Annotated in this window: 18 protein-coding genes; 16 read left to right on the forward strand and 2 right to left on the reverse strand. The window is 62.3% G+C overall.

What is annotated here, in order from left to right; all coding sequences use genetic code 11:
* Positions 1–197 precede the first annotated feature (197 nt).
* From ACN6PJ_RS00180 to ACN6PJ_RS00210, 7 genes are all read left to right on the forward strand, one after another.
* Positions 198–476, forward strand: a complete 279-nt coding sequence (locus ACN6PJ_RS00180) for a CopG family ribbon-helix-helix protein (RefSeq protein WP_350320750.1) — start codon at positions 198–200, stop codon at positions 474–476.
* Positions 464–754: a type II toxin-antitoxin system RelE/ParE family toxin gene (locus ACN6PJ_RS00185; RefSeq protein WP_427993871.1), complete on the forward strand. Its 291-nt coding sequence runs from the start codon at positions 464–466 to the stop codon at positions 752–754. Before ACN6PJ_RS00180 ends, ACN6PJ_RS00185 begins: the two co-directional genes overlap by 13 nt.
* On the forward strand, positions 755–1,015 hold the full coding sequence (locus ACN6PJ_RS00190) for a hypothetical protein (RefSeq protein WP_350320749.1): 261 nt from the start codon (positions 755–757) through the stop codon (positions 1,013–1,015).
* Between the two features lie 11 nt (positions 1,016–1,026).
* The gene (locus ACN6PJ_RS00195; RefSeq protein ID WP_427993872.1) at positions 1,027–1,485 is read left to right on the forward strand and encodes an XRE family transcriptional regulator; all 459 of its coding nucleotides are present in this window, start codon (positions 1,027–1,029) and stop codon (positions 1,483–1,485) included.
* Positions 1,486–1,710: 225 nt separating this feature from the next.
* Positions 1,711–2,493, forward strand: a complete 783-nt coding sequence (locus ACN6PJ_RS00200) for a HamA C-terminal domain-containing protein (RefSeq protein ID WP_032957538.1) — start codon at positions 1,711–1,713, stop codon at positions 2,491–2,493.
* Positions 2,480–5,983 carry a DEAD/DEAH box helicase gene (locus ACN6PJ_RS00205; RefSeq protein ID WP_427993873.1) on the forward strand — a complete coding sequence of 1,168 codons (3,504 nt, stop codon included), beginning with the start codon at positions 2,480–2,482 and terminating at the stop codon, positions 5,981–5,983. The genes ACN6PJ_RS00200 and ACN6PJ_RS00205 overlap by 14 nt, the downstream gene beginning before the upstream one ends.
* Before the next feature lie 140 nt (positions 5,984–6,123).
* The gene (locus ACN6PJ_RS00210) at positions 6,124–7,872 is read left to right on the forward strand and encodes an ATP-dependent nuclease (RefSeq protein WP_427993874.1); all 1,749 of its coding nucleotides are present in this window, start codon (positions 6,124–6,126) and stop codon (positions 7,870–7,872) included.
* 683 nt (positions 7,873–8,555) lie between these two features.
* Here ACN6PJ_RS00210 and ACN6PJ_RS00215 read toward each other — a convergent pair.
* The gene (locus ACN6PJ_RS00215; protein WP_427993875.1) at positions 8,556–9,455 is read right to left on the reverse strand and encodes a LysR family transcriptional regulator; all 900 of its coding nucleotides are present in this window, start codon (positions 9,453–9,455) and stop codon (positions 8,556–8,558) included.
* Positions 9,456–9,761: 306 nt separating this feature from the next.
* Between ACN6PJ_RS00215 and ACN6PJ_RS00220 the strand changes: the two genes are divergently transcribed.
* From ACN6PJ_RS00220 to ACN6PJ_RS00250, 7 genes are all read left to right on the forward strand, one after another.
* The gene (locus tag ACN6PJ_RS00220; protein WP_427993876.1) at positions 9,762–11,402 is read left to right on the forward strand and encodes a GMC family oxidoreductase; all 1,641 of its coding nucleotides are present in this window, start codon (positions 9,762–9,764) and stop codon (positions 11,400–11,402) included.
* Between the two features lie 31 nt (positions 11,403–11,433).
* Positions 11,434–12,873: an aldehyde dehydrogenase family protein gene (locus ACN6PJ_RS00225; protein WP_427993877.1), complete on the forward strand. Its 1,440-nt coding sequence runs from the start codon at positions 11,434–11,436 to the stop codon at positions 12,871–12,873.
* A gap of 16 nt (positions 12,874–12,889) precedes the next feature.
* Positions 12,890–14,155 (forward strand): methylaspartate ammonia-lyase, encoded by a 1,266-nt coding sequence (locus tag ACN6PJ_RS00230; RefSeq protein ID WP_427993878.1) that lies wholly within the window; start codon positions 12,890–12,892, stop codon positions 14,153–14,155.
* Positions 14,156–14,219: 64 nt separating this feature from the next.
* Positions 14,220–15,023, forward strand: coding sequence for an inositol monophosphatase family protein (locus tag ACN6PJ_RS00235; RefSeq protein ID WP_427993879.1), 804 nt, complete (start codon positions 14,220–14,222; stop codon positions 15,021–15,023).
* Positions 15,024–15,052: 29 nt separating this feature from the next.
* On the forward strand, positions 15,053–16,105 hold the full coding sequence (locus ACN6PJ_RS00240) for an ABC transporter ATP-binding protein (protein WP_427993880.1): 1,053 nt from the start codon (positions 15,053–15,055) through the stop codon (positions 16,103–16,105).
* On the forward strand, positions 16,102–17,751 hold the full coding sequence (locus ACN6PJ_RS00245) for an ABC transporter permease (RefSeq protein ID WP_427993881.1): 1,650 nt from the start codon (positions 16,102–16,104) through the stop codon (positions 17,749–17,751). Before ACN6PJ_RS00240 ends, ACN6PJ_RS00245 begins: the two co-directional genes overlap by 4 nt.
* A gap of 49 nt (positions 17,752–17,800) precedes the next feature.
* The gene (locus ACN6PJ_RS00250; RefSeq protein ID WP_427993882.1) at positions 17,801–18,826 is read left to right on the forward strand and encodes an extracellular solute-binding protein; all 1,026 of its coding nucleotides are present in this window, start codon (positions 17,801–17,803) and stop codon (positions 18,824–18,826) included.
* 84 nt (positions 18,827–18,910) lie between these two features.
* Here the strand turns inward: ACN6PJ_RS00250 and soxR are convergent, their stop codons facing one another.
* Positions 18,911–19,372: a redox-sensitive transcriptional activator SoxR gene (gene soxR / locus ACN6PJ_RS00255; RefSeq protein WP_427993883.1), complete on the reverse strand. Its 462-nt coding sequence runs from the start codon at positions 19,370–19,372 to the stop codon at positions 18,911–18,913.
* Positions 19,373–19,509: 137 nt separating this feature from the next.
* Between soxR and ACN6PJ_RS00260 the strand changes: the two genes are divergently transcribed.
* Together ACN6PJ_RS00260 and ACN6PJ_RS00265 are read left to right on the forward strand one after the other, a co-directional pair.
* Entirely contained in the window at positions 19,510–19,923 is a 414-nt protein-coding gene (locus tag ACN6PJ_RS00260) for a DoxX family protein (RefSeq protein WP_427993884.1), read from the forward strand.
* A 412-nt stretch (positions 19,924–20,335) separates the two neighbouring features.
* Positions 20,336–21,541: a hypothetical protein gene (locus ACN6PJ_RS00265; protein ID WP_427993885.1), complete on the forward strand. Its 1,206-nt coding sequence runs from the start codon at positions 20,336–20,338 to the stop codon at positions 21,539–21,541.
* Positions 21,542–21,548 lie beyond the last annotated feature (7 nt).

Consider the following 21,548-nt stretch of genomic DNA (forward strand, 5'->3'; position numbering starts at 1 on the left):
CTCCTTTGAGTATAGGCTAATGCGCCTATCGTAGCCGACACGGCTCAATTCTGAAATGCCGATTTATATGCGCCTAGCGCATTTCTCCGGCCCTAATGAGCTTTCAAGACAGTTTCAGCACGCCTCCTCGGGGGTGGACGGCAGGGCAGGAGCGAGCTATAGTACTAAGAGGTATTACCTTTTGCTACGGAGGCCACATGGCAACGGCAACATCCATCAAGCTCGACGACGAGCTGAAAGGGCGCGTCCAGCACCTGGCCGAAGCCCGCCGGCGCACATCGCACTGGATCATGCGAGAAGCCATCGCGCAGTACGTCGAGCGCGAGGAAAAGCGGGAGGCGTTCAAACAGGATGCGCTCCGCGCCTGGGAAGAGTATCAGCGCACCGGCCTGCATCTGACACTTGAGGAAGCCGACGCTTGGCTGGCGAAGCTGGAAGCCGGCGAGGATGCGGAGCTGCCTAAGTGCCACGTCTGATCTGGACGCCGCCGGCGCTGGCTGATGTGCAGCAGCTCTATCGCTTCCTCGCGCCCAAGGATGCCGACGCCGCGCAACGCGCGGTGAAGGCGATCCGGGCCGGAGTCAAGATTCTGGCCCATCAGCCGCGCATCGGCCGCCCGGTCGAGGACATGGAACCGGAGTTTCGGGAATGGCTGATCGACTTCGGCAACAGCGGCTATGTCGCCCTCTATCGCTTAGACGGGGAGAACATCGCCATTCTTGCCGTTCGGCACCAGAAAGAAGCGGGGTATTGAATGGCACGCCTTTCGGTGACGGTTGATGCGGACTTGAAGCGGGATTTTCTCGCGGCCGCGAGTGAGTATGGGTCCAGCGGCGCGGCCTTGGTGCGCGCGTTCATGCGATCGGTCGTAGACGGCGGCCGCGATTTGGATGGCCTGCGCGACCAGGTGCGCGCGGACCTGGAACACCCTGCACCGGCGCGAACGCCGGCGGCCGCGTTGCAGCTCGTGCGCCGGATCACCCTCGACATACTGACCGCGCCGGCGAGCCACTGAAGGACCAAGCGATGAGCAATGAACCCTTTGCCAGTGTGTGGGATGCCATCGAGGACACCCCCGCAGGAGCTGAAAACATGAAGGTGCGTTCGGCGCTGATGATGGCCCTGGAAAAGCAAATCCGCGATCACGGATGGACGCAGGCAGAAGCCGCGCGCCGTCTTGGCGTGATGCAACCTCGCGTGTCTGACCTGATGCGCGGGAAGATCAACGAATTCGGGCTTGATGCGCTTGTGAGCATGGCCGTCGCTGCGGGTCTGCTCAAGGACGATGTGGCATGGGCACAGCTCAAGGCTTTGCTGGCCAAACGGATCGACGCCGGCCTGGCGGGGCAGGTGTCCGCCAAAGGCGTCGATGAAATTCTTGATGATGAGCTTGCCCAGATCGTCGCCGGCATCACCCCCGACAACCTGCACTCCGAAATCGACGCTGGCCCCGACGTCGGCCGCGAACTGGGACGGTGGAAATAACAAGGGCGGCACACTGGCCACCTTTCTGTATTAGCGATTTCACGTGCCGCTAGCTTCTGGGATGAATGGATATTTCTAAATCGCAATAATAGTTTCAAATAGAATACTATTCGCTAACGGATAGTGCCCTGACTGCGCTCGATTGGATCACGTAATCCAAGTCGGGCTGGAAGCATGCGTGGAATCACACTACGAACGAGGCAGGGATGGTCGATTGGGGGCAGCGTGGGACTGTACGAACGGTGGTGCGAAGCCACGAAAAAGAAGGATAAGCGCAAGTACTACTGGACCTATGTTGAGAGGGAAGGCGGTCGAGACGAGATTCGCGCAGACTTCGCCGCGACTATTCGGTCGCACTACGACCGGCTCGAACGCATAGCCGAAGACGTGAAGCGCCTCGGATATAAGGCCGCAGCGCAGATTCTTAGTGAAGCGTTGCCGCAAACCGCTAAAGGCCGGTCCGGCGATCTCGGCGAAATTCTTGCCACGGAACTGGTCGAGGAAGAGGTTGGCTTACGTGTGCCGGTGCGACGTCTCCGTTATAAGGACGGCCGCAATATGGCCATGCGCGGCGATGACTTCATCGGCGCTGGATACAATGGGGTGGACGAGAAGCTCTGGCTTCTAAAGGGCGAGGCTAAGAGCAACAAGGTGCTTGGCAAGGCCACGGTTACAAGCGCTCGGAAGGTGCTGAACCGCGACAACGGCCGTTGCACGCCCGATTCCCTTCTGTTTGTCGCAAACCGTCTCCTCGAGAGTAATGATCCGGACGACAACGTGCTGGGTCGTAGCCTTCGTGACGAGGTGGGTGTGAAGTCCCTCCGTGCCGACCGCATCGACCATATGCTTTTTACCGTGTCGGGTAACGGTCCTCATGCATCTTTGAAAGAGGACCTCGACGCCGCAGGGACGAATCGTGACCACTACGTAGTAAACGTCCACGTCGCAGATCACCAGGATTTCATCGCAGCCATGTACCAGGAGGCGGAAGATCTTGGAGACGATTGACGAACTAACCACGTTCTTAGCTACCGCGACCGTCGATGGCATCCTTGGACGCTTGCTCTATCGTGGCGCTGCCTGGTCGCTGATGCGCGAGGAAGGCGTGTTACCGGCGAACGCGCCGCCGCTAGGTGCGACGATCGAAACCGATCTTGCCGAACACGGCTTTGCCCTGCTTCGCGGAGCGATGGCCCTGCGCGCTCAGGCCGGTGCGTCGGATCTGACGAGCAAGGCGTTCGAGCGCGCAGCCAACTCCTTCGAAGCCCTGGTGCGCAACGGCGATTCCGAGTCCCCTGATCGCGGTTTCCGCCTCACGATCGCCGCAGCAGCCTATCATCTGGCTGGTTTCTCCGCCGTTGCCTATTCGCTCTTCAACGAGGCCATGGATGATCTCAATGCGTCGCCGGGCGAAACGGCGATTCGGCATTTGATCCTGCGCGATCTTGGCCAGCTGCGCGGATTCGTTCGCGACTGGTTGGACGATCACGCTCACGGAGATGAGGAGATCGCCAAGGCGTTGATGGGCGAAGAGACCGACATCGACGAGGCTCTATCGACAATCCTCAACACGACAATATGCCGGGCGCTGGCGCATTTCGACTTCGCACTGGAGACGGGCGAACCCGAGCCGATCGAGACCGCGCGGGCGCTGCTCGCCACCGCAGTCAGCTTGGCGGACAACGGCGGGAATGTTCCGTTGTGGTGGATATGCAACCTCTGCCGTCACTTGATCGATGACCTCTGGCAGCATTCTCTGCACGAAAACTTGCCCACTGAACCGCCGGAGGGAACGGAGGAAAAATACCCGGATTTGCGCCGGCTATTCATCTCGTCGCTCTTCGCCCGCAAGACGTCCGAGGTGGAGCTATGGCCATCTCAGCGCGAAGCGGCTCGGCGCTCCACGGATGTCACCGACGATCTAGTCGTCGCCCTGCCGACCAGTGCCGGTAAGACTCGCGTGGCGGAGATCGCCGCGCTGATGACCCTGTCGTCGGCGCGCCGGGTGTTGATCGTGACGCCGCTGCGCGCACTGTCCGCCCAGACTGAGCGATCGTTCAGAAAAACATTCGCGCCGCTCGGCTTCAGCGTTTCCTCCCTTTACGGCGCTAGCGGCCTTTCGGCTGGCGATGAAGACGCGCTGCGCATGCGCGAGATCATCATCGCGACGCCCGAGAAACTTGATTTCGCGCTGAGAAGTGACCCCTCGCTGATCGACAATGTCGGCCTTATCGTTCTCGACGAAGGCCACATGATTGGCCCCAGCGAACGCGAGATCCGCTATGAAACCCTCGTGCAGCGTCTGCTTCGGCGCGCTGACGCAGGCGAACGCCGTATCGTTTGTCTATCCGCGATCCTGCCCAGCGGCGATGAGCTGGAAGACCTTACAGCGTGGATACGCTCTGACGAACCGGGCGAGCCTGTGCGTTCCGACTGGCGCCCCACGCGGCAGCGGTTCGGCGCGCTCACCTGGCGGGGCAAGGACGCGCTGCTCCGGCTGGACCTCGACGACGATGGTCCGTTTCTCGACAAATTCGTCGTGGAGAAAGCCGCGCGGGGGAAAGAGAAGAAGCCCTATCCGCGCAAGAACTCGCATCTCGCTCTGTTCGCGGCATGGGAATTCGCGGGTCAAGGCAAGCGGACACTGATCTTCTCCACTCAGGCGAATTGGGTCGAGAGCTACGGTAAACAAGTGGTGGACCTATGCAAACGCGGTTATCTGGACTCACTGTTGGAGGATGAAGCCTCGATTGCCCGCGCTCTAGAGGTCGGCAAGGAGTGGTTGGGCGAAGACCACCCCGCCGTCGCCTGCCTAAAGAGCGGCGTTGCCATCCACCACGGCCGGCTGCCGAGCCCATTCCTTCGCGAACTGGAAGCCCTTCTCTCCGAGGGTGTTCTGAAGGTCATCGTCGCGTCGCCGACATTGTCTCAGGGTCTCAACCTCAACGCCGCCGTCCTGCTGGTGCCAGCGTTGTATCGGGCATCCGAGAAGATCACAGGCGAGGAATTCGCGAACGTCGCCGGCCGCGCTGGACGCGCCTTCGTAGATGTCGAAGGCCTCATCGTGCATGTCATGTTCGATAAGGTCGACTGGCGAAAGAAGGAATGGAGGAAGTTAGTGGCCTCCGCAAAGGCCCGGACACTGAAGAGCGGTCTCATCCAGATCGTCGCCGAGATCCTTGAGAGGCTAGCCCGCGAAGGCGTCCTGGATCGCGACGATGCCTGGGAATATTTGGCCAACGCACGTGAAGCTTGGAGATCGCCCAAGGAAGAGGCCGAAGTCGCCGAGCGACTGGCGACCGGCGCGGAGTATGACGCTGATGGCGACGATGATGAAGGCGGTGGCGATGACAAAGAGGAAACCATCGACGAGGAGCCGCTATCACAGATCGTCGAGCGCCTCGACGCAACGGTATTTGGCCTGATCGAAGCACTCGATTCCGATCGCGCCGACCTGCCGAAGCTCTTGGACGAGGCGCTCAAGGGATCGCTCTGGGCACGCCAGATCGCGCGTGAGGACAAGGACGTCGCCCCGCTGCATAAGAAGGTCTTCGAGGCCCGCGCCGATCTCATCTGGAAAACCACCACGGCGCAGGCGCGACGCGGGCATTTCGCCATGGGCGTTGGACTTGAGGCGGGTCTAAAAATCGACGCCATGGCTGACGAGTTGGCCGAACTCCTTGACCGGGCTGACGATGCGGCACTGAGCGGCGACGTTGAGGCACTTGTCGATGCGCTCGGCGGTCTCGGCGAACGTCTGCTGTTCATGCGACCTTTCATCCCCGATAAGGCGAACGCGCTACCGACGAATTGGAAGGCTATCCTGCGTAGTTGGGTGTCTGGCGAGAATGTGGCCAAGATCGGACCGCAGAACATGCGAGTCGTTGAAGAGGCCTTCACCTATCGTTTGGTCTGGGCCTTGGAAGCTGTTCGTACCCGCCGCATGTCACTCGGTTGGTCGCCGGAGACGGTGGCGGGCGGCGCAGCAGCAGCGGTCGAAACTGGCGTCCCGCAATTCATGATGTCGATGCTGATCCGCGCGGGCCTTCCTTCGCGTCGCGCGGCGATGGCAGCGATCGAGGATGATATGCCGGTCTTCGTCACGCCAGCTGAGATGCGGGCCTGGCTCGAGTCCGACGAGATCACCGCCTACACCGACGCCGGTGACTGGCCCACGCCTGATACGGCCGCGCTATGGGCGCGGTTCCGGACCGACGCCCTCAGCGGAGGCATTCAGAAATGGTCAGTCGAACATTACAAGCGTCTGCTTGACACCGCGATAGCCCCGCCGGCTGGCCTCTATCGCATAGTCACCGACGAGGGTGATGGGCGAACTTGGCTGACAACACCCGACTATCAACGTGTCGGTGCGTTCAAGAAACCGGCGGTTGATCCCAAGCCCAGCCTCTTTTCCGGCCGGTTGCCCGGCGGCACTAGGCTGGTAGAGGCGTTACGTGTGGGGCGCGGCAAGCTGAGATGGCCTCCAGCCGATGCATAGGGATGGAACTCATAACGAAATATTCGCTGGGGCGAGCGCCTCGCTCTCAAAGTCAAAAACGCCGTCATCGGCCAAAGCAGTGCCGCGCCGGTGCCGGTGGCATTGGTGTAGGTGTCAACTAATAGCACCCGAGGGAAACCATGAAACTTCGCCGCCTGCGCATCCACAATTTCCGGTCTATTGTCGATGCTGACATCGAGGTTCACGACTACACAATGATCGTGGGTGCCAATAACGCGGGCAAGAGCAACATTGTTGCCGCGCTCCGGGCGTTCTATGAGGACTTCAAGCATTCAGGCGACGATCTTCCCAAGATGAAGGGCGTACAGACTGACGAATCCTGGGTTGAACTGACTTTCGATTTGTCCGAAATTGAATGGGAGGGGTTGGCGGACAAATACAAGGCAGGTGTGGCTGGTTACAGCCTCACCGTCCGTCGCTACTTCGCGTCCCCCGAAAAGGAAAGATTTAAGCCAAGCCAAAGCAACATTTACGCCATCATCAATGGTGAGCCCGAGAAAGAATTGTTCTATGGAGCGAAGAACGTCGGTACCGCTAAGGTCGGCAGCGTCATATACATTCCGGCACTCACTACCGCTGCGGAGCAGATGAAAACCAGCGGCCCGTCGCCCTTGCGGGATATGCTTAATCTGATGCTAAAGCGTGTGATCGCGGACAGCCCAGCATTCAAGGAAATGGAAGGCGCATTCGGAAAGTTGAACGACGAGGCATGTGGAGAACAGGGCTTCTTGACTCAGATTTCTAAGCCTATCAACCAATCCATCGAGCAATGGGGCATTCGATTCGACATGGGAGTGAACCCTGTCGCACCGGAGGACATCACTAAGAACCTAATCCGGCATGGCTTCGTGGATGCCATGCTTGGAGAAACATCGTTTGCACTCGATCGTTATGGGCATGGGTTCCAGCGATCATTCCTGTATGAACTTATCAAGCTCGCACCCAGCTTTACCGAAAGCAAGGTGGCGGGGAAAAAGGAATTCGACCCTGATTTTACCCTCATTCTGTTTGAGGAACCGGAAGCATTTTTGCATCCAGCTCAACAAGAGAATATGGCTTACCACCTGCGCAGGTTGGGAGCGGGAGATGCTCAGCAGGTCATTGTGACCAGCCATTCGCCAATCTTCGTAGGCAAGGTGGCGGACGATCTGTGCCAGATTGTTCGTGTCCGCCGCAATAATGGTGTGAGTAGCATTGGCCAGGTCAAGAAGACCGACCTTGGTAAGGTACTTGGTCAAGGATACGAGTTCAAGAATTGGTTGGAAAATTATGTTAACGACGCAGCGGTGGCGGAGAGTGCAAAGGGAAACGCCAGGAAACTGCTAAAAGGCGCAACCGAAGACGCGGTGATTGCGGAACAGGAGGAGAGATTCCGCTATCAGCTCTGGTTAGATTCCGAGCGGGCCTCCATGTTCTTCGCCGACCGCGTGCTGCTTGTGGAGGGGGCCACCGAAAAAGCCTTGTTCGCGTGGCTGTTCGCACGGGACTGGCATGACTTGAGCCGCCATCGTGTGGCGATTGTCGATGCGATGGGGAAATACAATCTTCATCGCTATATTGCTCTACTTGAAGGATTCGGCATCCCGTATGGTTTGATGCTTGATGACGATCAGGATAAGGACCACCACAAGGTGGTGAATGAAATGCTGAGGAATAAGGCTGGCCCAAGTCGCCTTGCGGAGCCTTGTTTCGTCGATAGCTGTATGGAAAAGTTCCTCGGATTGAACCTACCTGTTCGGGACGACCAGAAGCCAGTTCACACTCTGAAGGCTATTGAGGATGGGGGCATAGCTAAAGAAAAGCTCGACGAGCTCCGCAAATTGTTCCTTAAGTCTTTGGCGCTCGAAGCGGAGCCGCTCGTCGCTTAGTAAATGACCATGCCGCTAATCATCATCGAAACCCAAGGCTACTGTGAGCGGTGCATGAACGATCGCATTCGTAGATGAGGCAGATTCTCTAGATTGCTCTTGGTATTTTTCATGGTATCAGAACCATTTTTCGAGTTAAGTTGCTGAATTTCCTACAGAAAACTTGGTTGTTGAGTATGGAGTGGGAGTGATCCCGCGCTTGTCCTGTGGCAAGTAGAAAAGGCGCTTCGGCGCCTTTTTATTTTTCACATTCCGGCGCGGTCGAGGCCCATGGCATCGGCGTGCTCAGGAGGGCGAAATCCCACATTGATGGCTTCGCTTGTATCGATCGTCGCGCTGTCGGCCCCCCGGGGATGGCGCAGGCTCGGGATCTCGCGGTGCCTGCCATTCCCGAAGCGACGGATGCGATCGCCGATATGCGCTCGGGTACCGGCATGCTCCGTCCCGCCAAGGTGAGGCTGAGGACCTGCATCGCCTCGGACGACGCCAAGCGCCCGGGCCAGGTGGCATGCCCCGTTTCGATGAGGCTGGGAGCCGCGTTCAGTGAGAACCGGTTTGATTTCCACGAACAGGGAAGCAAGTGGACGGCGCGGCCCAGCACATCGCGGGACAAGCTGCCGTTTCCCGATCCCAAGTTGGATTGCTGGCGCAAGCGGGGCTTCGCGGCCCGGAGGAATCCGGTGTCAGCCGTGGTGCCCGTTCTCTTGTTTCGACCAAGACGCGACGGATTCGACTATGTGCTTGTGCATGGCTTTTGCCGCCGGCGCCAAGCCGGCATGGCTCAAAGACGACAGCACGATGGCCCGGCTTTCCGCGGGGTAGAACGGGAATACCTGTACCGAACTGCGGTAGTTGAGCAAAGCGAGTTGCGGCACGATGCTGATGCCCAGGCCGCTTTCGACGATGGCGATGATGGCCGCGTCATCGGTCGCCCGCGCGCTCGATCTGATGGCGACTTTGTGCGTCGCCAGCAGCTGCTGGGTTTCCTTGCCGCAGCCTTCTCCCTGGAGCACCAGGTTGTGCTCGGCCAGTTCCGCGACCGTCATGTAGGCCTTGTTTCTTGGCTGGAAGCCGGGGGGCGCGATGCACACGAGCGGATCGGCATAAAGCGGCGTGGCATCGAGCCCAGGGGCGGCGGGCAGGGTGACGAAGCCCAGGTCGACCCGGCTCTTGATGATCCATTCGCTGACGTCGTCATAGCCGCCTTGCTCGATAAGCACCTCGATGTTGGGGTAGAGGTCGGAGAAGGCGCGGATGATTTTCGGCATCCAGGCGACGCTCACGCTGCTGAACGCGCCGATGCGCACCGTGCCGGCTTCGAGGCCGAGCAGCTTGGATGCCTCTTGTTCCAGCTTGGCGTTGGCTTGCAGTACTTCTCTGACGGTGGGCAGCAACGCTTCGCCGCCCGAGGTCAGGCGCACCCCGCTGCGGTTTCTTACGAATAGCGCGAATCCCAGTTCCTGTTCGAAGGAGGCCAAGGCATGGCTTACCGCCGATGGCGACAGGTTCAACTGGTGCGCGGCCGCCGCAAAGCTGCCGCGTTCCGCGATGGCGACGAAAACCTTGTACGCGTTGAGGGGCATGGTCCTATTTTGAGTGAAAAAACTGCATCAATAGTTCTTTCAAGCGCCATTATGTCATTGTTCATGCAAGACTGGCGCCACACCATATTTTTCGTCGAAAGCCGCTGAGCGTATTGTTTTTTCTGGGTTTATAGCTGCTTTATCGCAACCTAGGGTTTCCATCTAGTTTTTTAATAGATGAAAGACGTGCATCTATTGAAGAAAACAAATCGCTTTTTTGATTTCATAGGGATTCCTATGATCTCGTCGCAATCGCTACGCAATCGCGGCGATGCCCTCACCGAAGAACCGGGCGAAAGAGACGAGATGAGCACAAATACGGAAAGCGCAAAAACCTACGACTACGTGGTCGTCGGCGCGGGTTCGGCAGGATCCATCTTGGCGAACCGCTTGTCCGAGGACGCCGGCGTCACCGTGTGCGTACTGGAAGCCGGCCCCAGTGACCTGCGTCCCTATGTGCGCGTCCCGGCGGGTTTCGTGAAGACCTTGAACCAGGATCAGATTACCTGGCAATTCAAGACCGAGCCGTCCGAGGGAAGCGGGGGGAGAAGAATCTCGACTACCCAGGGGCGGGTCATTGGCGGCTCCAGTTCCATCAACGGCATGATGATCGTCCGCGGTCAGCCCGGTGACTTCGACTATTGGGCAACGCTTGGCAACAGAGGGTGGGGCTACCAGGACGTGCTGCCGTACTTCGCGCGCTCGGAACGCTATACCGGGCAGGGCAACGACAGCATCCGAGGGCGTTCGGGGGCAATTCCGGTGACGCCGATGGATTGGTTTCACCCCATTTCCGAAACCTTTATCGAAGCGGCGGTTGCTGCGGGACACAAGCGCAATCCCGACTACAACTCCGGCGATCAAGAGGGCGTGGGCTATTTCCAGCGCACGATCGAGCGCGGCCTGCGCGTGAGCGCCGCGGCGGCGTTCCTGGCGCCGGCCCTCAAGCGCCGCAATGTGGAGTTGCTGTCCTGCGTGCGGGCGCAGCGCATTCTGTTCGACGGCAAGCGCGCCGCGGGGGTGGCGTTCATCCGCCGCCCGGGCGGCCCGGAAACCGTCGTCAAGGCCCGCCGCGAAGTAATCGTTTCGGCGGGCACGATCAACACGGCGCGGCTGCTGCAGGTTTCCGGCCTTGGTCCCGCAAGCCTCCTCGCCCAGCTGGGCGTCAAGGTGGTCCACGAGCTGCCGGGCATCGGCGAGAACCTCAGCGACCACTATTCGGCGCGCCTGGTGATGCGGGCCAGGCGCGGCGTCACGACGTTGAATGAAATGGCGCGCGGTCCGCGGCTGCTGTGGCAGATCATGCGCTGGCTGGCGAAGAAGCCCGGCGTGCTGACGCTTACGCCTTCGCAGGCGCATCTGTTCTGCAAGTCGAATCCCGATGTGTCTCGGCCGGACCTGCAATGCGTCTTCGTGCCTGGCAGCTACAAGGAAGGCAAGCACTATGTGCTGGACGACTATCCGGGCGTGACCGGCGGATGGTGGCAGCATCGGCCGCTGAGCCGTGGCTACGTGCGCGCCCGCTCGACCAATGTGTTCGAGGACCCGGTCATCCAGCCCAATTATCTGGCGCACAGCCTGGACCAGGAGGTCATGGTCGCGGGGATGAAGATCATCCGGGGGCTGCTGCACTCGCCGACGCTGGCCAGGTATCTGGTTGAGGAAACCGTGCCGGGTATCGAGGTCAGCACCGACGAGCAACTGCTGGACTTCTGCAAGCACAACGGGTCGACGGGCTACCACCTGGTGGGGACGGCCCGCATGGGTCCGGAATCCGATCCGATGTCGGTGGTGGACGATACGCTGCGCGTGCGCGGGGTGGAGAGGCTGCGGGTAATCGATGCCTCGGTCATGCCCGCGATCACTTCTGGCAATACCTACGCCGCGACGCTCATGATCGCCGAGAAAGGCGCGGACCTCGTTCGCGGCAGACGCAGCGCCGGCTGATCCGGCCTCGCTATTAATCAAGGAGACGGCCATGGCCGAACACAATCTGGACGCGCATCTCTTCATCAATGGCCGGTGGGAGGAAGGCAAGGCGGGGTCCCAACCCAATATCGACCCGGCCACCGGCGAAGCCGTCGGCATCGTGACGCTGGCGGACGCCGATCAGGTCCAGGCGGCGTTGCTTGCGGCAAGCCGGGCATTCCCCGCGTGGAGCGCGCTGACGGGGATGGCGCGCGGAGCGATTCTGAAAAGGGCGTCGGCATTGTTGGCCGAGCGCATCGATGAGGTTGCCGGCGGCCTGCTCATGGAATCCGGAAAAACACGGGCCGACGCGCTCGGCGAGTTGCGGCGCACCATCGAAACGCTTGCCTGGAACGGCGAAGAGGCCGGCCGCGTCAGCGGCAAGGTACACCAGGGCATCGTGGCCGGCAGCACGCGCCTATCGCTGCCTATGCCGCTGGGGGTCGTCGTGACGATCACGCCCTGGAATTTTCCGGCCGTGCTGGTTGGTCGCAAGCTCGGCGCCGCGCTGGCGGCGGGTTGTACGGTGGTCCTGAAGGCGTCCGAGTTCACGCCATACAGCGCGCGCGCCATCGTCCAGACGCTGGCCGACGCCGGCGTGCCGGAAGGCGTCGTCAACCTTGTCTTTGGCGAGCCGGCAGCGCTCAGCCGGCAGTTGCTGGCGTCGCCTGTAGTCAAGGCTGTGTCTTTCACGGGTTCCACGCAGGTGGGAAAGCAGCTCGCGGCGTTGGCGGCGCCGAATCTGATTCGCCCCATTTTCGAACTGGGCGGACATGCGCCGGTGATCGTGTGGAGCGATGCGGATATCGAAAAAGTGGTGCAGGTGACCGCGCCGGCGAAGTTCGGATCGGCGGGGCAGTCGTGCGTCGCGCCCACGCGCTATCTGGCGCATTCTTCCGTGCACGATGCGCTGGTCAAGGCGCTGGTGGCGAAGGCCAACACCTATACGCTCGGACATGGGCGGGAAGAGGGCGTCACGCTGGGCGCCGTCGCCCATGGTGGCCGGGTGGCGGCGTTCCTACAACTGGTCGGGGATGCCGTGGCCAAGGGGGCGGTCGTTGAAACCGGGGGCAGGAGGGTGGAGCGTCCCGGTTTCTTCGTCGAGCCCACCGTGCTGTCGTCCGTCTCCCGCGATGCGGAAATCCTGTTCGAGGAACCGTTCGGCCCGGTGGCGACCGTCCAGGCCATCAACACGGTGGACGAGGCAGTGGAGCTGGCGAACGCAACGCCCTATTCATTTGCGGCCTACGTTTTCACCGACTCGCTGCGGGTGCGGGACGAACTGGTCCGCCGCCTGAACGCGTCGAACATCGGCATCAACCAGACCGCTCCTTCGTTGCCCGACGTGGCCCTGGGCGGCCTGGGCAACAGCGGCTACGGCTACGAAGGCGGCACCGAAGGCGTGCTGGCCTATATGCAGCTGCGGCTCGTCAGCCAGTCGGCCATCTAATACTCAAGAGAGAGCAATGAGCAAATCGATCAAGATCGTCAAGGTTCTTGCCGCCAGCGGCGTCGGCTCGTTCTTCTTTGATGACCAGGCCGCCATCAAGGCCGGCGCCGCGCGCGATGGCGCCGCCTATCTGGGCGAGGCCGTCACGCCGGGCTACGCCCATGTGCGCGAGCCGTCCGAGTCCGTGTCCGTCATGCTGGTCCTCAGCGACGGCTACGTTGCCGTGGGCGACTGCGCAAGCGTTCAGTACTCCGGCGTGGGCGGGCGCGAACCGCGTTTCCATGCCCGGCAGTTGGCGCAGCAGATCGAGCAGGATCTGGGCCCCCGTCTGCTGGACCTGGATATCCGCCGCTTCCGGGATGCCGCGGCGCAGGCCGAAGCCTGGATATCGGAATCGATAGCGTCCAGGCGCGCGGCGGCCTATGGCGTTTCCCAGGCCCTGTTGAACGCAACCGCCCATGCGGCGGGCCATCACGTCATGGCCAGGGTCATCAAGGACGAATGGGCGCTTTCCGATCCGCTGGCGGCCGTGCCGATCTATGCCCAATCAGGAGACGACCGCCATGCCAACGTCGACAAGATGATCCTGAAAGGCGTGCCGATCCTGCCGCACGGGCTCATCAACACTTTGGAATTGGTCGGGCCCGAGGGGGCGGAACTGGAACGCTATGTTCGCTGGATCGTGGCCCGCATCAAACAGCTCAGGACTCAGCCCGATTACCGCCCGCGTATCCATCTGGATGTCTACGGCATGGTCGGAGCGCTGGTGCAGGGCTCGCCGGATCGCACGGCCGACATTCTTCAGCGGGTGGAGGCCGCGGCAGGACCGTTCCCGCTGACCATCGAGCATCCTCTGGACGCCGGCAGCCGTGACGCGCAGATCAAGGACCTGGCGCGCCTGCGCCAGGTCCTTCGGGCGCGCCGCAGCCAGGTAAAGATCGTTGCCGACGAATGGGCCAACACGGCAGAGGACATCAACCTGTTCGCCGTCAATCAGTCTGCGGACCTGATCCAGGTGAAGACGCCGGATCTCGGCTCCATCCACAACACCATCGACGCCATTCTCGACTGCCATCGCCATGGCGTGGGTCCCGTGCTGGGCGGCACTTGTGCCGAAACCGAGCTATCGGCCCGCGCGACGGTCCACATCGGCATCGCGACGCGGGTCGCCCAGATGCTGGCCAAGCCGGGAATGGGGTTCGACGAGGGCTACACCATCGTGCTCAACGAGATGAATCGCGCGCTGCGCCTGGACGCCTATCTCGATTCGGCTGCCGCGTGAGCGGGCGGCGATGCAGGCCGCCTTGCGCGGTCCCCATACAAAAACAGAAGCACAGGAGAGAGACATGACAAGCACCATCGATTCCGCGACGCTCAATGGGCTGGCTGCATTTGCCGAGCGTCTTGCGGACGAAGCGCGCGTTCTTTTTGCCCCCAGTATCGGGCTGGCGCCACGCGTGGAGGTGAAAGCCGACCGCAGCCTCGTCACCGCCCTGGACAAGGCGATCGAGGCGCGCCTGCGCAACATCATCGAGCAGGCCTATCCCACGCATGGCATCTACGGCGAGGAAGGGGGGCATGCGAGGCTGGAGGCCGAATTCGTCTGGGTGCTGGATCCGATCGACGGCACCGCGCCGTTCATCGCGGGGGTGCCCGTGTTCGGGACGCTGATCGCCTTGATGCATCGCGGGGTTCCCGTGCTGGGCGTCATGGACCTTCCCGTGACGCGGGATCGCTGGGTGGGCGCCACAGGGCGGTCCACGACCTTCAAGGGGCAGTCCTGCGCCGTCCGGGCCTGCGCGAACCTGGGCGATGCAATGCTGAGCACCAGCAACCCCGATCTATACGGCCCGCAGGAGCGGCCGGCCTTCGAAGCGCTGCGCAGCCGCACGCGCTGGCGCATCTACGGGGGGTGCTGCATGTCCTACGGATTGCTGGCCAGCGGCCGTACCGACCTGGCGATCGACGCGGGCCTGAAACTCTGGGACTACGCCCCCTTCGTGCCCATCATCGAAGGCGCCGGCGGCGTCATTACCGACTGGAACGGCCATCCCCTGAGGCTCGACAACGCGAGTTCCCGGGTATTGGCGGCGGGCGATCCGGCCCGTCATGCGGAAGCGCTGGCGCTGGTGCGGCAGGCCATGCTCTGAAGGGCCCCAGGAAAGGCAAGGAGACAACAATGGGCATTTCCATCGCAGATCTATGCGTAACGTACGGCGGCAGTACGCGGGTCATCGACGGGCTGACGCTGGACATCGCGCCCGGCAGCTTTTTCACCCTGCTCGGCCCCAGCGGCTGCGGCAAGACCACCTTGCTGCGCACGATCGCCGGCTTCATTCCCATCGCTTCCGGCAGCATGAGCTTCAGCGGCAAGGATGTGACGAAGCTGGCCGCGCACGAGCGCAATATAGGCATGGTTTTTCAAGACTACGCCTTGTTTCCGAACCGCACGGTGTTCGAGAACGTGGCCTATGGCCTGCGCGCGCGGAAAATGGACGGCGCCTCGATCAAAAGAAAAGTGTCCCAGGCCCTGGAGCGCGTCGGGCTGGAGCCATTCGCCGGCAGGCTGCCCGCCGCCCTGTCGGGTGGGCAGCGCCAGCGGGTGGCCTTGGCGCGGGCCATGGTGATACAGCCGCAGGTGCTGCTGATGGACGAACCTCTCTCCAATCTGGATGCCAAGCTGCGCGTGCAGGTACGGGAGACCATTGCGGAGCTTCAACGCGAGGCGGGCATTACCACCGTGTTCGTGACCCATGACCAGGAGGAAGCGCTTGCATTGTCCGATCAGATCGCCGTCATGAACAAGGGGCGTATCGAGCAGCTCGGAACGCCCCGGCACATCTACCGGGAGCCTGCGACCGCTTATGTCGCGGATTTCATCGGAGCGGCCAACCTTATCCCCGTGCATAGCCCAAGCGTGGGGGCGGGGACCGTGGAAGTGTCGCTGGATCAGCACGCGATCCAGGCCCAGGCGCCGGCGGCGATCAGGGGCTCGGCCATTCTGGTGGCGCGCCCGGAGGACATCGGGCTGGACCGGGCCGGAGCGGCCGGTCTGCCTGGCCGGATCCGAAGTCAGCAGTACCTGGGCGTCAAGACGACATACCGTGTCGAATTCGGCGGCGGCCGCGCCGTGAACGTGGACGTGCACGGAGACAGGCGCGCGGAATTCGATGTCGGCATGGATGTCAGCCTGGCGTTCGATCCGGTCAAGACCCGGGTGCTGGCGTCATGACCCGGCTGCGCGCTTTCCTACGTTCTCCGTGGGCCTGGCTGTCGCTGATGTCCCTGGGCCTGCTTGTGGTGTTCCTGATCCTGCCCGTCGCCAACATTCTTGCGTCGAGCCTGACGGCGAAGTCCGCGGACGGTCAATCGGGCTGGAGCATCCTGCTGGCCGACTCCCGCTATGCGCGGGCCATCGGCAACACGGTCGTCCTCGGCCTGGGCGTTACCTTGCTGGCGGCCGCGATCGGGGTTCCCCTGGCCTATTTCACGGCGCGCCATGATTACCCGGGCAAGTGGCTGGTGTCCATCCTGCCCTTGATCACCCTGGTGATACCTGAGGTCATTTCGGTGCAGACCTGGCTGATGCTGCTCGGGAACAACGGCGTGATCACGCATGCGCTCTACGATCACCTCGGGATCGACATTCCATCGTTCTACGGCTGGCCCGGGCTGCTGGTCGTGATGACCTTCACCTATTACTCCTACATCTACATCGGGACGCTGGCGGCCATGCGCGGTTTCGACGTGCAGCTGGAGGAGGCCGCGCGCAGCCTGGGAACCACCCCGGCGAAATCGCGGCTGAAGATCATGGTGCCCGTGATCATGCCGGCCGTGCTGGCAAGTGCCTTGCTGGTGTTCACGCTTGTCGTCGGCAATTTCGCGACCTCCATGTTCCTGGGGCATCGCGTGGAGTTGTTATCGGTATTGACTTACCTGGCCGCGACCTCCGAAATCGGCGGACCGCCGGTGATGCAGAGCACTTTGGCGACGACTTCCATCCTGCTGGTGATGATTGCGCTCTTCGCCCAGCGCTGGGCCATCTCCCGTGGCCGCTACGAGATCGTGCAAGGGCGCAGTCCGGCGCAGACGCGGGTACGCGGCGCGCGCGAGTATGCCCTGGCGCTGCTTGCCGTCGGGGTGGTGCTTATGTCGATGCTGCCCCTGATGACGCTGGTGGCCGGAGCGTTCACCCGGGCGCGGGGGCCGGTAATGCGTTGGGGGGAGTGGACGCTGGCGAACATAGAGCGGGCGCTCATCAGCGCGCCGGATCCGGTGCTGAACTCCATCATGTATGCGGGCGCGGCCACGGCGCTGGGGATTGCCTTCAGCACACTGGTGAGCTACCTGATCGTCAAGAAGCGCAATAGCCTTACGCCCATGCTGGACTATGTCAGTTCGCTTCCGCTGGCGCTGTCCGGCACGGTGATCGGCATCGGCCTGTTGATGACCTTCAATACCGGTTGGCTGGTGCTGAGCGGGACGGGCACGGTCATCGTGCTCGCCTACATGGTGCGCCGCCTGTCTTTCGGCGTGCGCAATGCGTCGTCCACCCTGTTCAACATCCCCGATTCGATCGAAGAGGCGTCGATCAGCCTCGGCGTTGCGCCCGTGCGCTCATTTTTGAAAGTGGTGCTGCCTCTGATGGCGCCGGCCATCGCCGCCGCCGCAGTGCTGACCTGGACCACAACCGTGTCCGAACTGAGCGCCTCGATCGTCGTGTATTCACCGGGCAGGGAAACGGTGCCGATTCAGATGTTCCGCCTTATCGACAGCGGGTTGATGGCGCAGGCTTCGGCCTATGGCGTGATCTTGATCACGGTCATCCTGGTGCCCATCGTCGTCGCCATCAAGGGGTTCAAGATCCGGCTGTTCTGAGCGCAGCCGCGATTCACCCCGGTTTCTATCCATCCAAAGGAGGCATAACATGAAGAACCCGGCTTTTTCTCCGCGACGCAGAGCCCTGGTTCTGGGCGCGCCATGGCTTGTCGCGGGCTTGCCCTTTTCCGTTGCGCGGGCGCAGGAGACGGCGGGCGGCCAGGTTGTGGCGTATGTGTCCGCCAATGCCCAGTCCGCGGAAGCCGTGACGGACGTTGCGCGCAAGAAGCTGCCGAACGTCAAGCTGAGCATGGTTGCGGGAGGGACGGGGCAACTGCTCAAGCGCGTCGAGGCGGAAGCCGCCAATCCCCGCGCCGACATTTTCTGGACCGCGTTCGCCAGCTCATTGGAGCGCTATAAAGCGCATCTTGCGGAGTACCGGTCGCGGGAGCTTGCGGCGATTCCCGAGAAGTACGTGGAGAAAAGCGGCTTGTGGGCCGCCTCGAATATTCACGTGGCCGTCGCCATGCTCAATTCCCGGCAGTTCCAGGGCCAGGCGCCCACGTCGTGGCGCGACCTGACGGAATCCCGCTTCAAGGGCAAGATCATCGTTTCCAATCCCGAAGACAGTTCTACTGCGTTCACGATCCTGTGGTGGATCGATAAGAACTTCGGGGCTGAAGTCCTCGCGAAAATCGCCGCGAATTGCGTGGTGACCCCGTCCGGCTCGAACGTCGTGCGCAGCGTGGGGCAGGGCGAATACGCGGTCGGCATCACCTACGAATCTATTGCCTATCCCTACGTCGCGGGAGGCCAACGCGAGATTCGGCTGATGTACGCGGAAGACGGGACCTTCGAGATTCCCGACGACATCGCCCTCATCAAGAACGGCCCGAATCCCGCGGCGGCCAAGCGCGCCTACGATCTGATCATGTCGCGCGACGTGCAGGTCGCCTTGCTGGAGAACGCCTTCCGCAGGCCGAGCCGCAGCGACATCAAGGTCAGTGAGATCATCGATATGCCGGATCTGTCCAGCATCAAGCTGCTGCCGTTCGACGAAGGCGTTGCGACGGCGGATCGCGACGCCTTTCTGGCGCGGTGGAAGGCTTTGCCGAAGGCCGGTGCGGGGAAGTAGATAAAACGCGTCACGGTCATAGCGTCGCCCGCGCAGTCGGCTGGCCGCGGTATTGCGCGATGATGCGGGCGCGGCTTGCCCGCATCACGGCCGCTCCAGAATACGCGGACCCGAACCGCTTTCTCCCAATGCGTCCAGCGGGTTGCGCAAGGGGCAATCTTCCAGCGACAGGCAGCCGCAACCGATGCAGCGGTCCAGTTCGTCGCGCAGCCTTTCGAGTTTCGTGATGCGCTCGTTCAGGCGTTCCCGCCAGTTCGATGAAAGCTCGTGCCACTGCGCGGCGGTGAGCTTGCTGCCGGGCGGATAACGGCCCAGCGCTTCCTTGATTTCTTCCAGCGCAATCCCGGTCCGCTGCGCTACCTTGATGATGGCGATATAGCGCAGCACCACGGAGGGGAAGCGGCGCTGGTTGCCCGCGTTGCGCGTGCTGGCGATCAATCCCCTGGATTCGTAGAAATGGATGGTGGAAACCGCCACGCCGGCCCGGTGCGCGACTTCGCCCACGGTGAGCATGCGCGAGAAATCCATCGGTCTCTTCGCGTTCATGTGTTTGACCTCAACTTAACTTGAGCTTTTATAGTCCGGCAGGCCGATACGGGCAAATCCTCTGGATTGCCTGCTTCCCGCAAACCTGCCGGCCGCGTGGCGAAGCCGCGGGCCGCTTCTTGAAACTCTGGAGACCCATGCAAGACCTCGTTGACAAGGCGCTGGACAGCCGCTGGCTGTGGATCCTGGCCCGTATCCTGCTGGCAGTGGTATTTCTTTCCTCGGGCTTGGCGAAGCTGATCGATTTCCAGGGCGGGCTTGCCGAGATGCGCGCCGCTGGGCTGGAACCGGACTGGTTGTTCAATATCGCGACGGCGCTGGTGCTGCTCGGCGGTTCGGTTTTGCTGCTGCTCGATCGCGCGCTATGGCTGGGCGCGGGAGCGCTGTCGGTGTTCCTGCTGCTGACCATCGTGGTGGTGCATCGCTTCTGGGCGTTGCCGGAACCCCAGGCCAGGCTTGCGATGTTCTGGGCGCTGGAGCACGCCACGGTGATCGGCGGGTTGATCGCCGCGGCCATCGCCAGCCGCCTGCGCCGCAAGGGGCGGGCGTAAGGCTCGTGCCCCGGCGTACGACGCCCGGGGCCGCATGCCTGTCGTGCAAGAGCAAGGCGATGGCCTGCGGGGAGCGCCCGGCGTCGGGCGCGGTATGCGCGATCCGGCCGATTTTCCAGGGCTTTCTATGGAGCGCTATCATTGCTCGCTCGCTCCATGGTTCAAGAGGAGAATGTGGAGTTCCGGAACAGGCAAATTCAGATGACCCTTTCGCTATTCAGAGCCGCAGCCCCGGCCGCAGGTCTTCTGATTGCATTGACCGCGCGGGCGCTGTCATCCACGGAAGCGCCGTCCGTCGCGCCTGGCGCGAGGTGTCCGACGGCCAGTTCGATCGGCAGTTCCACTTCTCGATGCTGCCCGGCGTGGCGGCGATCGGCGGTAAATGGGGGGATTGGCTCAATGGGAGAGAAGCGTGTCCGAATCCATAGACGTGTCGGGCCGGCCCGCGGGCTCGGTGAGCGACGCGGGGCGTTACCTGCTGAACCTGACCGGGCCGGGCAGCCATGTGCTCGTCAAGGAAGCAGGGCGCGGCAATGTGATCATCGGCCCCGCCAGCCTGGGCACGAAGGCAGACCTGCACGTCGCCCCGGACGAGGCCATCAACTGGTCCGCGTTCGATCCGTTCGCGACGCCCGCCGGGCCCGCGTGGCCGCGCCACATCGATTATTACGGCAATGACAGCGGTTTTCTCGGCTGGTCGGAACAACGCGGGATCGAACAGTTCTGCTGGGCGCCGGCGTTTGCCGATGCGCGCAGCATCGACGCCGGCGCCGCGAACATCCGGACGCTGGAAGTTCGGCTGGACGGCGTGTCCGGCCATCTTGGAATGACGCTGCCCGAGGGGAGCACGCTCTCGCTCGTCGGAGATCTCTCGCGTATTGCGGTTGCGGGCGGGGTGCCGGCCGCGCTGTCGCTGCATCCCGCGCTTGGGCGCAGGCCGGGCCAGCCCGCCTATGCCCTGCCTGGACTGGGTCCGCTGCAGAACGTGCCGTCGCTGTGGCTGTACGGCGGCCCCTTGGGGCAAACGATCTCGCTGCGGGGCATCGACCGCTTCCCGGCGCTGGAGAATCTCGCGCTTTGGGGCGGCTTTTCCGATTGGGAAGCGCTGGCGGGGGCCAATCTGAAAGGGCTGGAAATCCGGTTCTGCGCCGACCTGCAAGGGCTTCCCGCGCTCGACAGCTGGCCCAGGCTCGACCGGTTCATCGCCTACAACGTGGATGACGCGGCGGGGAAGCAACTGAAGGCGCAGTTGAAGGCGCGGGGAAAGGTCCGGGCCTGGAGCGATTACGCCGCGGTCACCAAGCTGCGCGCGCCGGCGTGGTGGCAAAGCGAGTACGGGCGGCCCTTTGCCGGCTGGAACAGCCGTATGGCGAAGGCGGCCAACACGGCCTATGACGCCGCCCGGAACGCGCTCGAAAGCGCGGGCAGCGCCGAGGCCGCCAAGGCGGCTATCACGGCGTTCGCCCGTCGTTTCAACGGGATGAAGGGGATTGAAACCACGGCGCGCGAAGACATCGCCGAGGCCGTATGGCAGTTCAGCCAGCTAGCGCGGGTCGTCCGGCTTGGCGTGACCGAGGCGCAGGCACAGCAGTGGCTGGACGAGGTGCGGGAGTTTTAACGGCCGG

The sequence above is a fragment of the Achromobacter sp. genome (assembly GCF_050285585.1).
Taxonomy (GTDB): Bacteria; Pseudomonadota; Gammaproteobacteria; order Burkholderiales; family Burkholderiaceae_B; genus Achromobacter.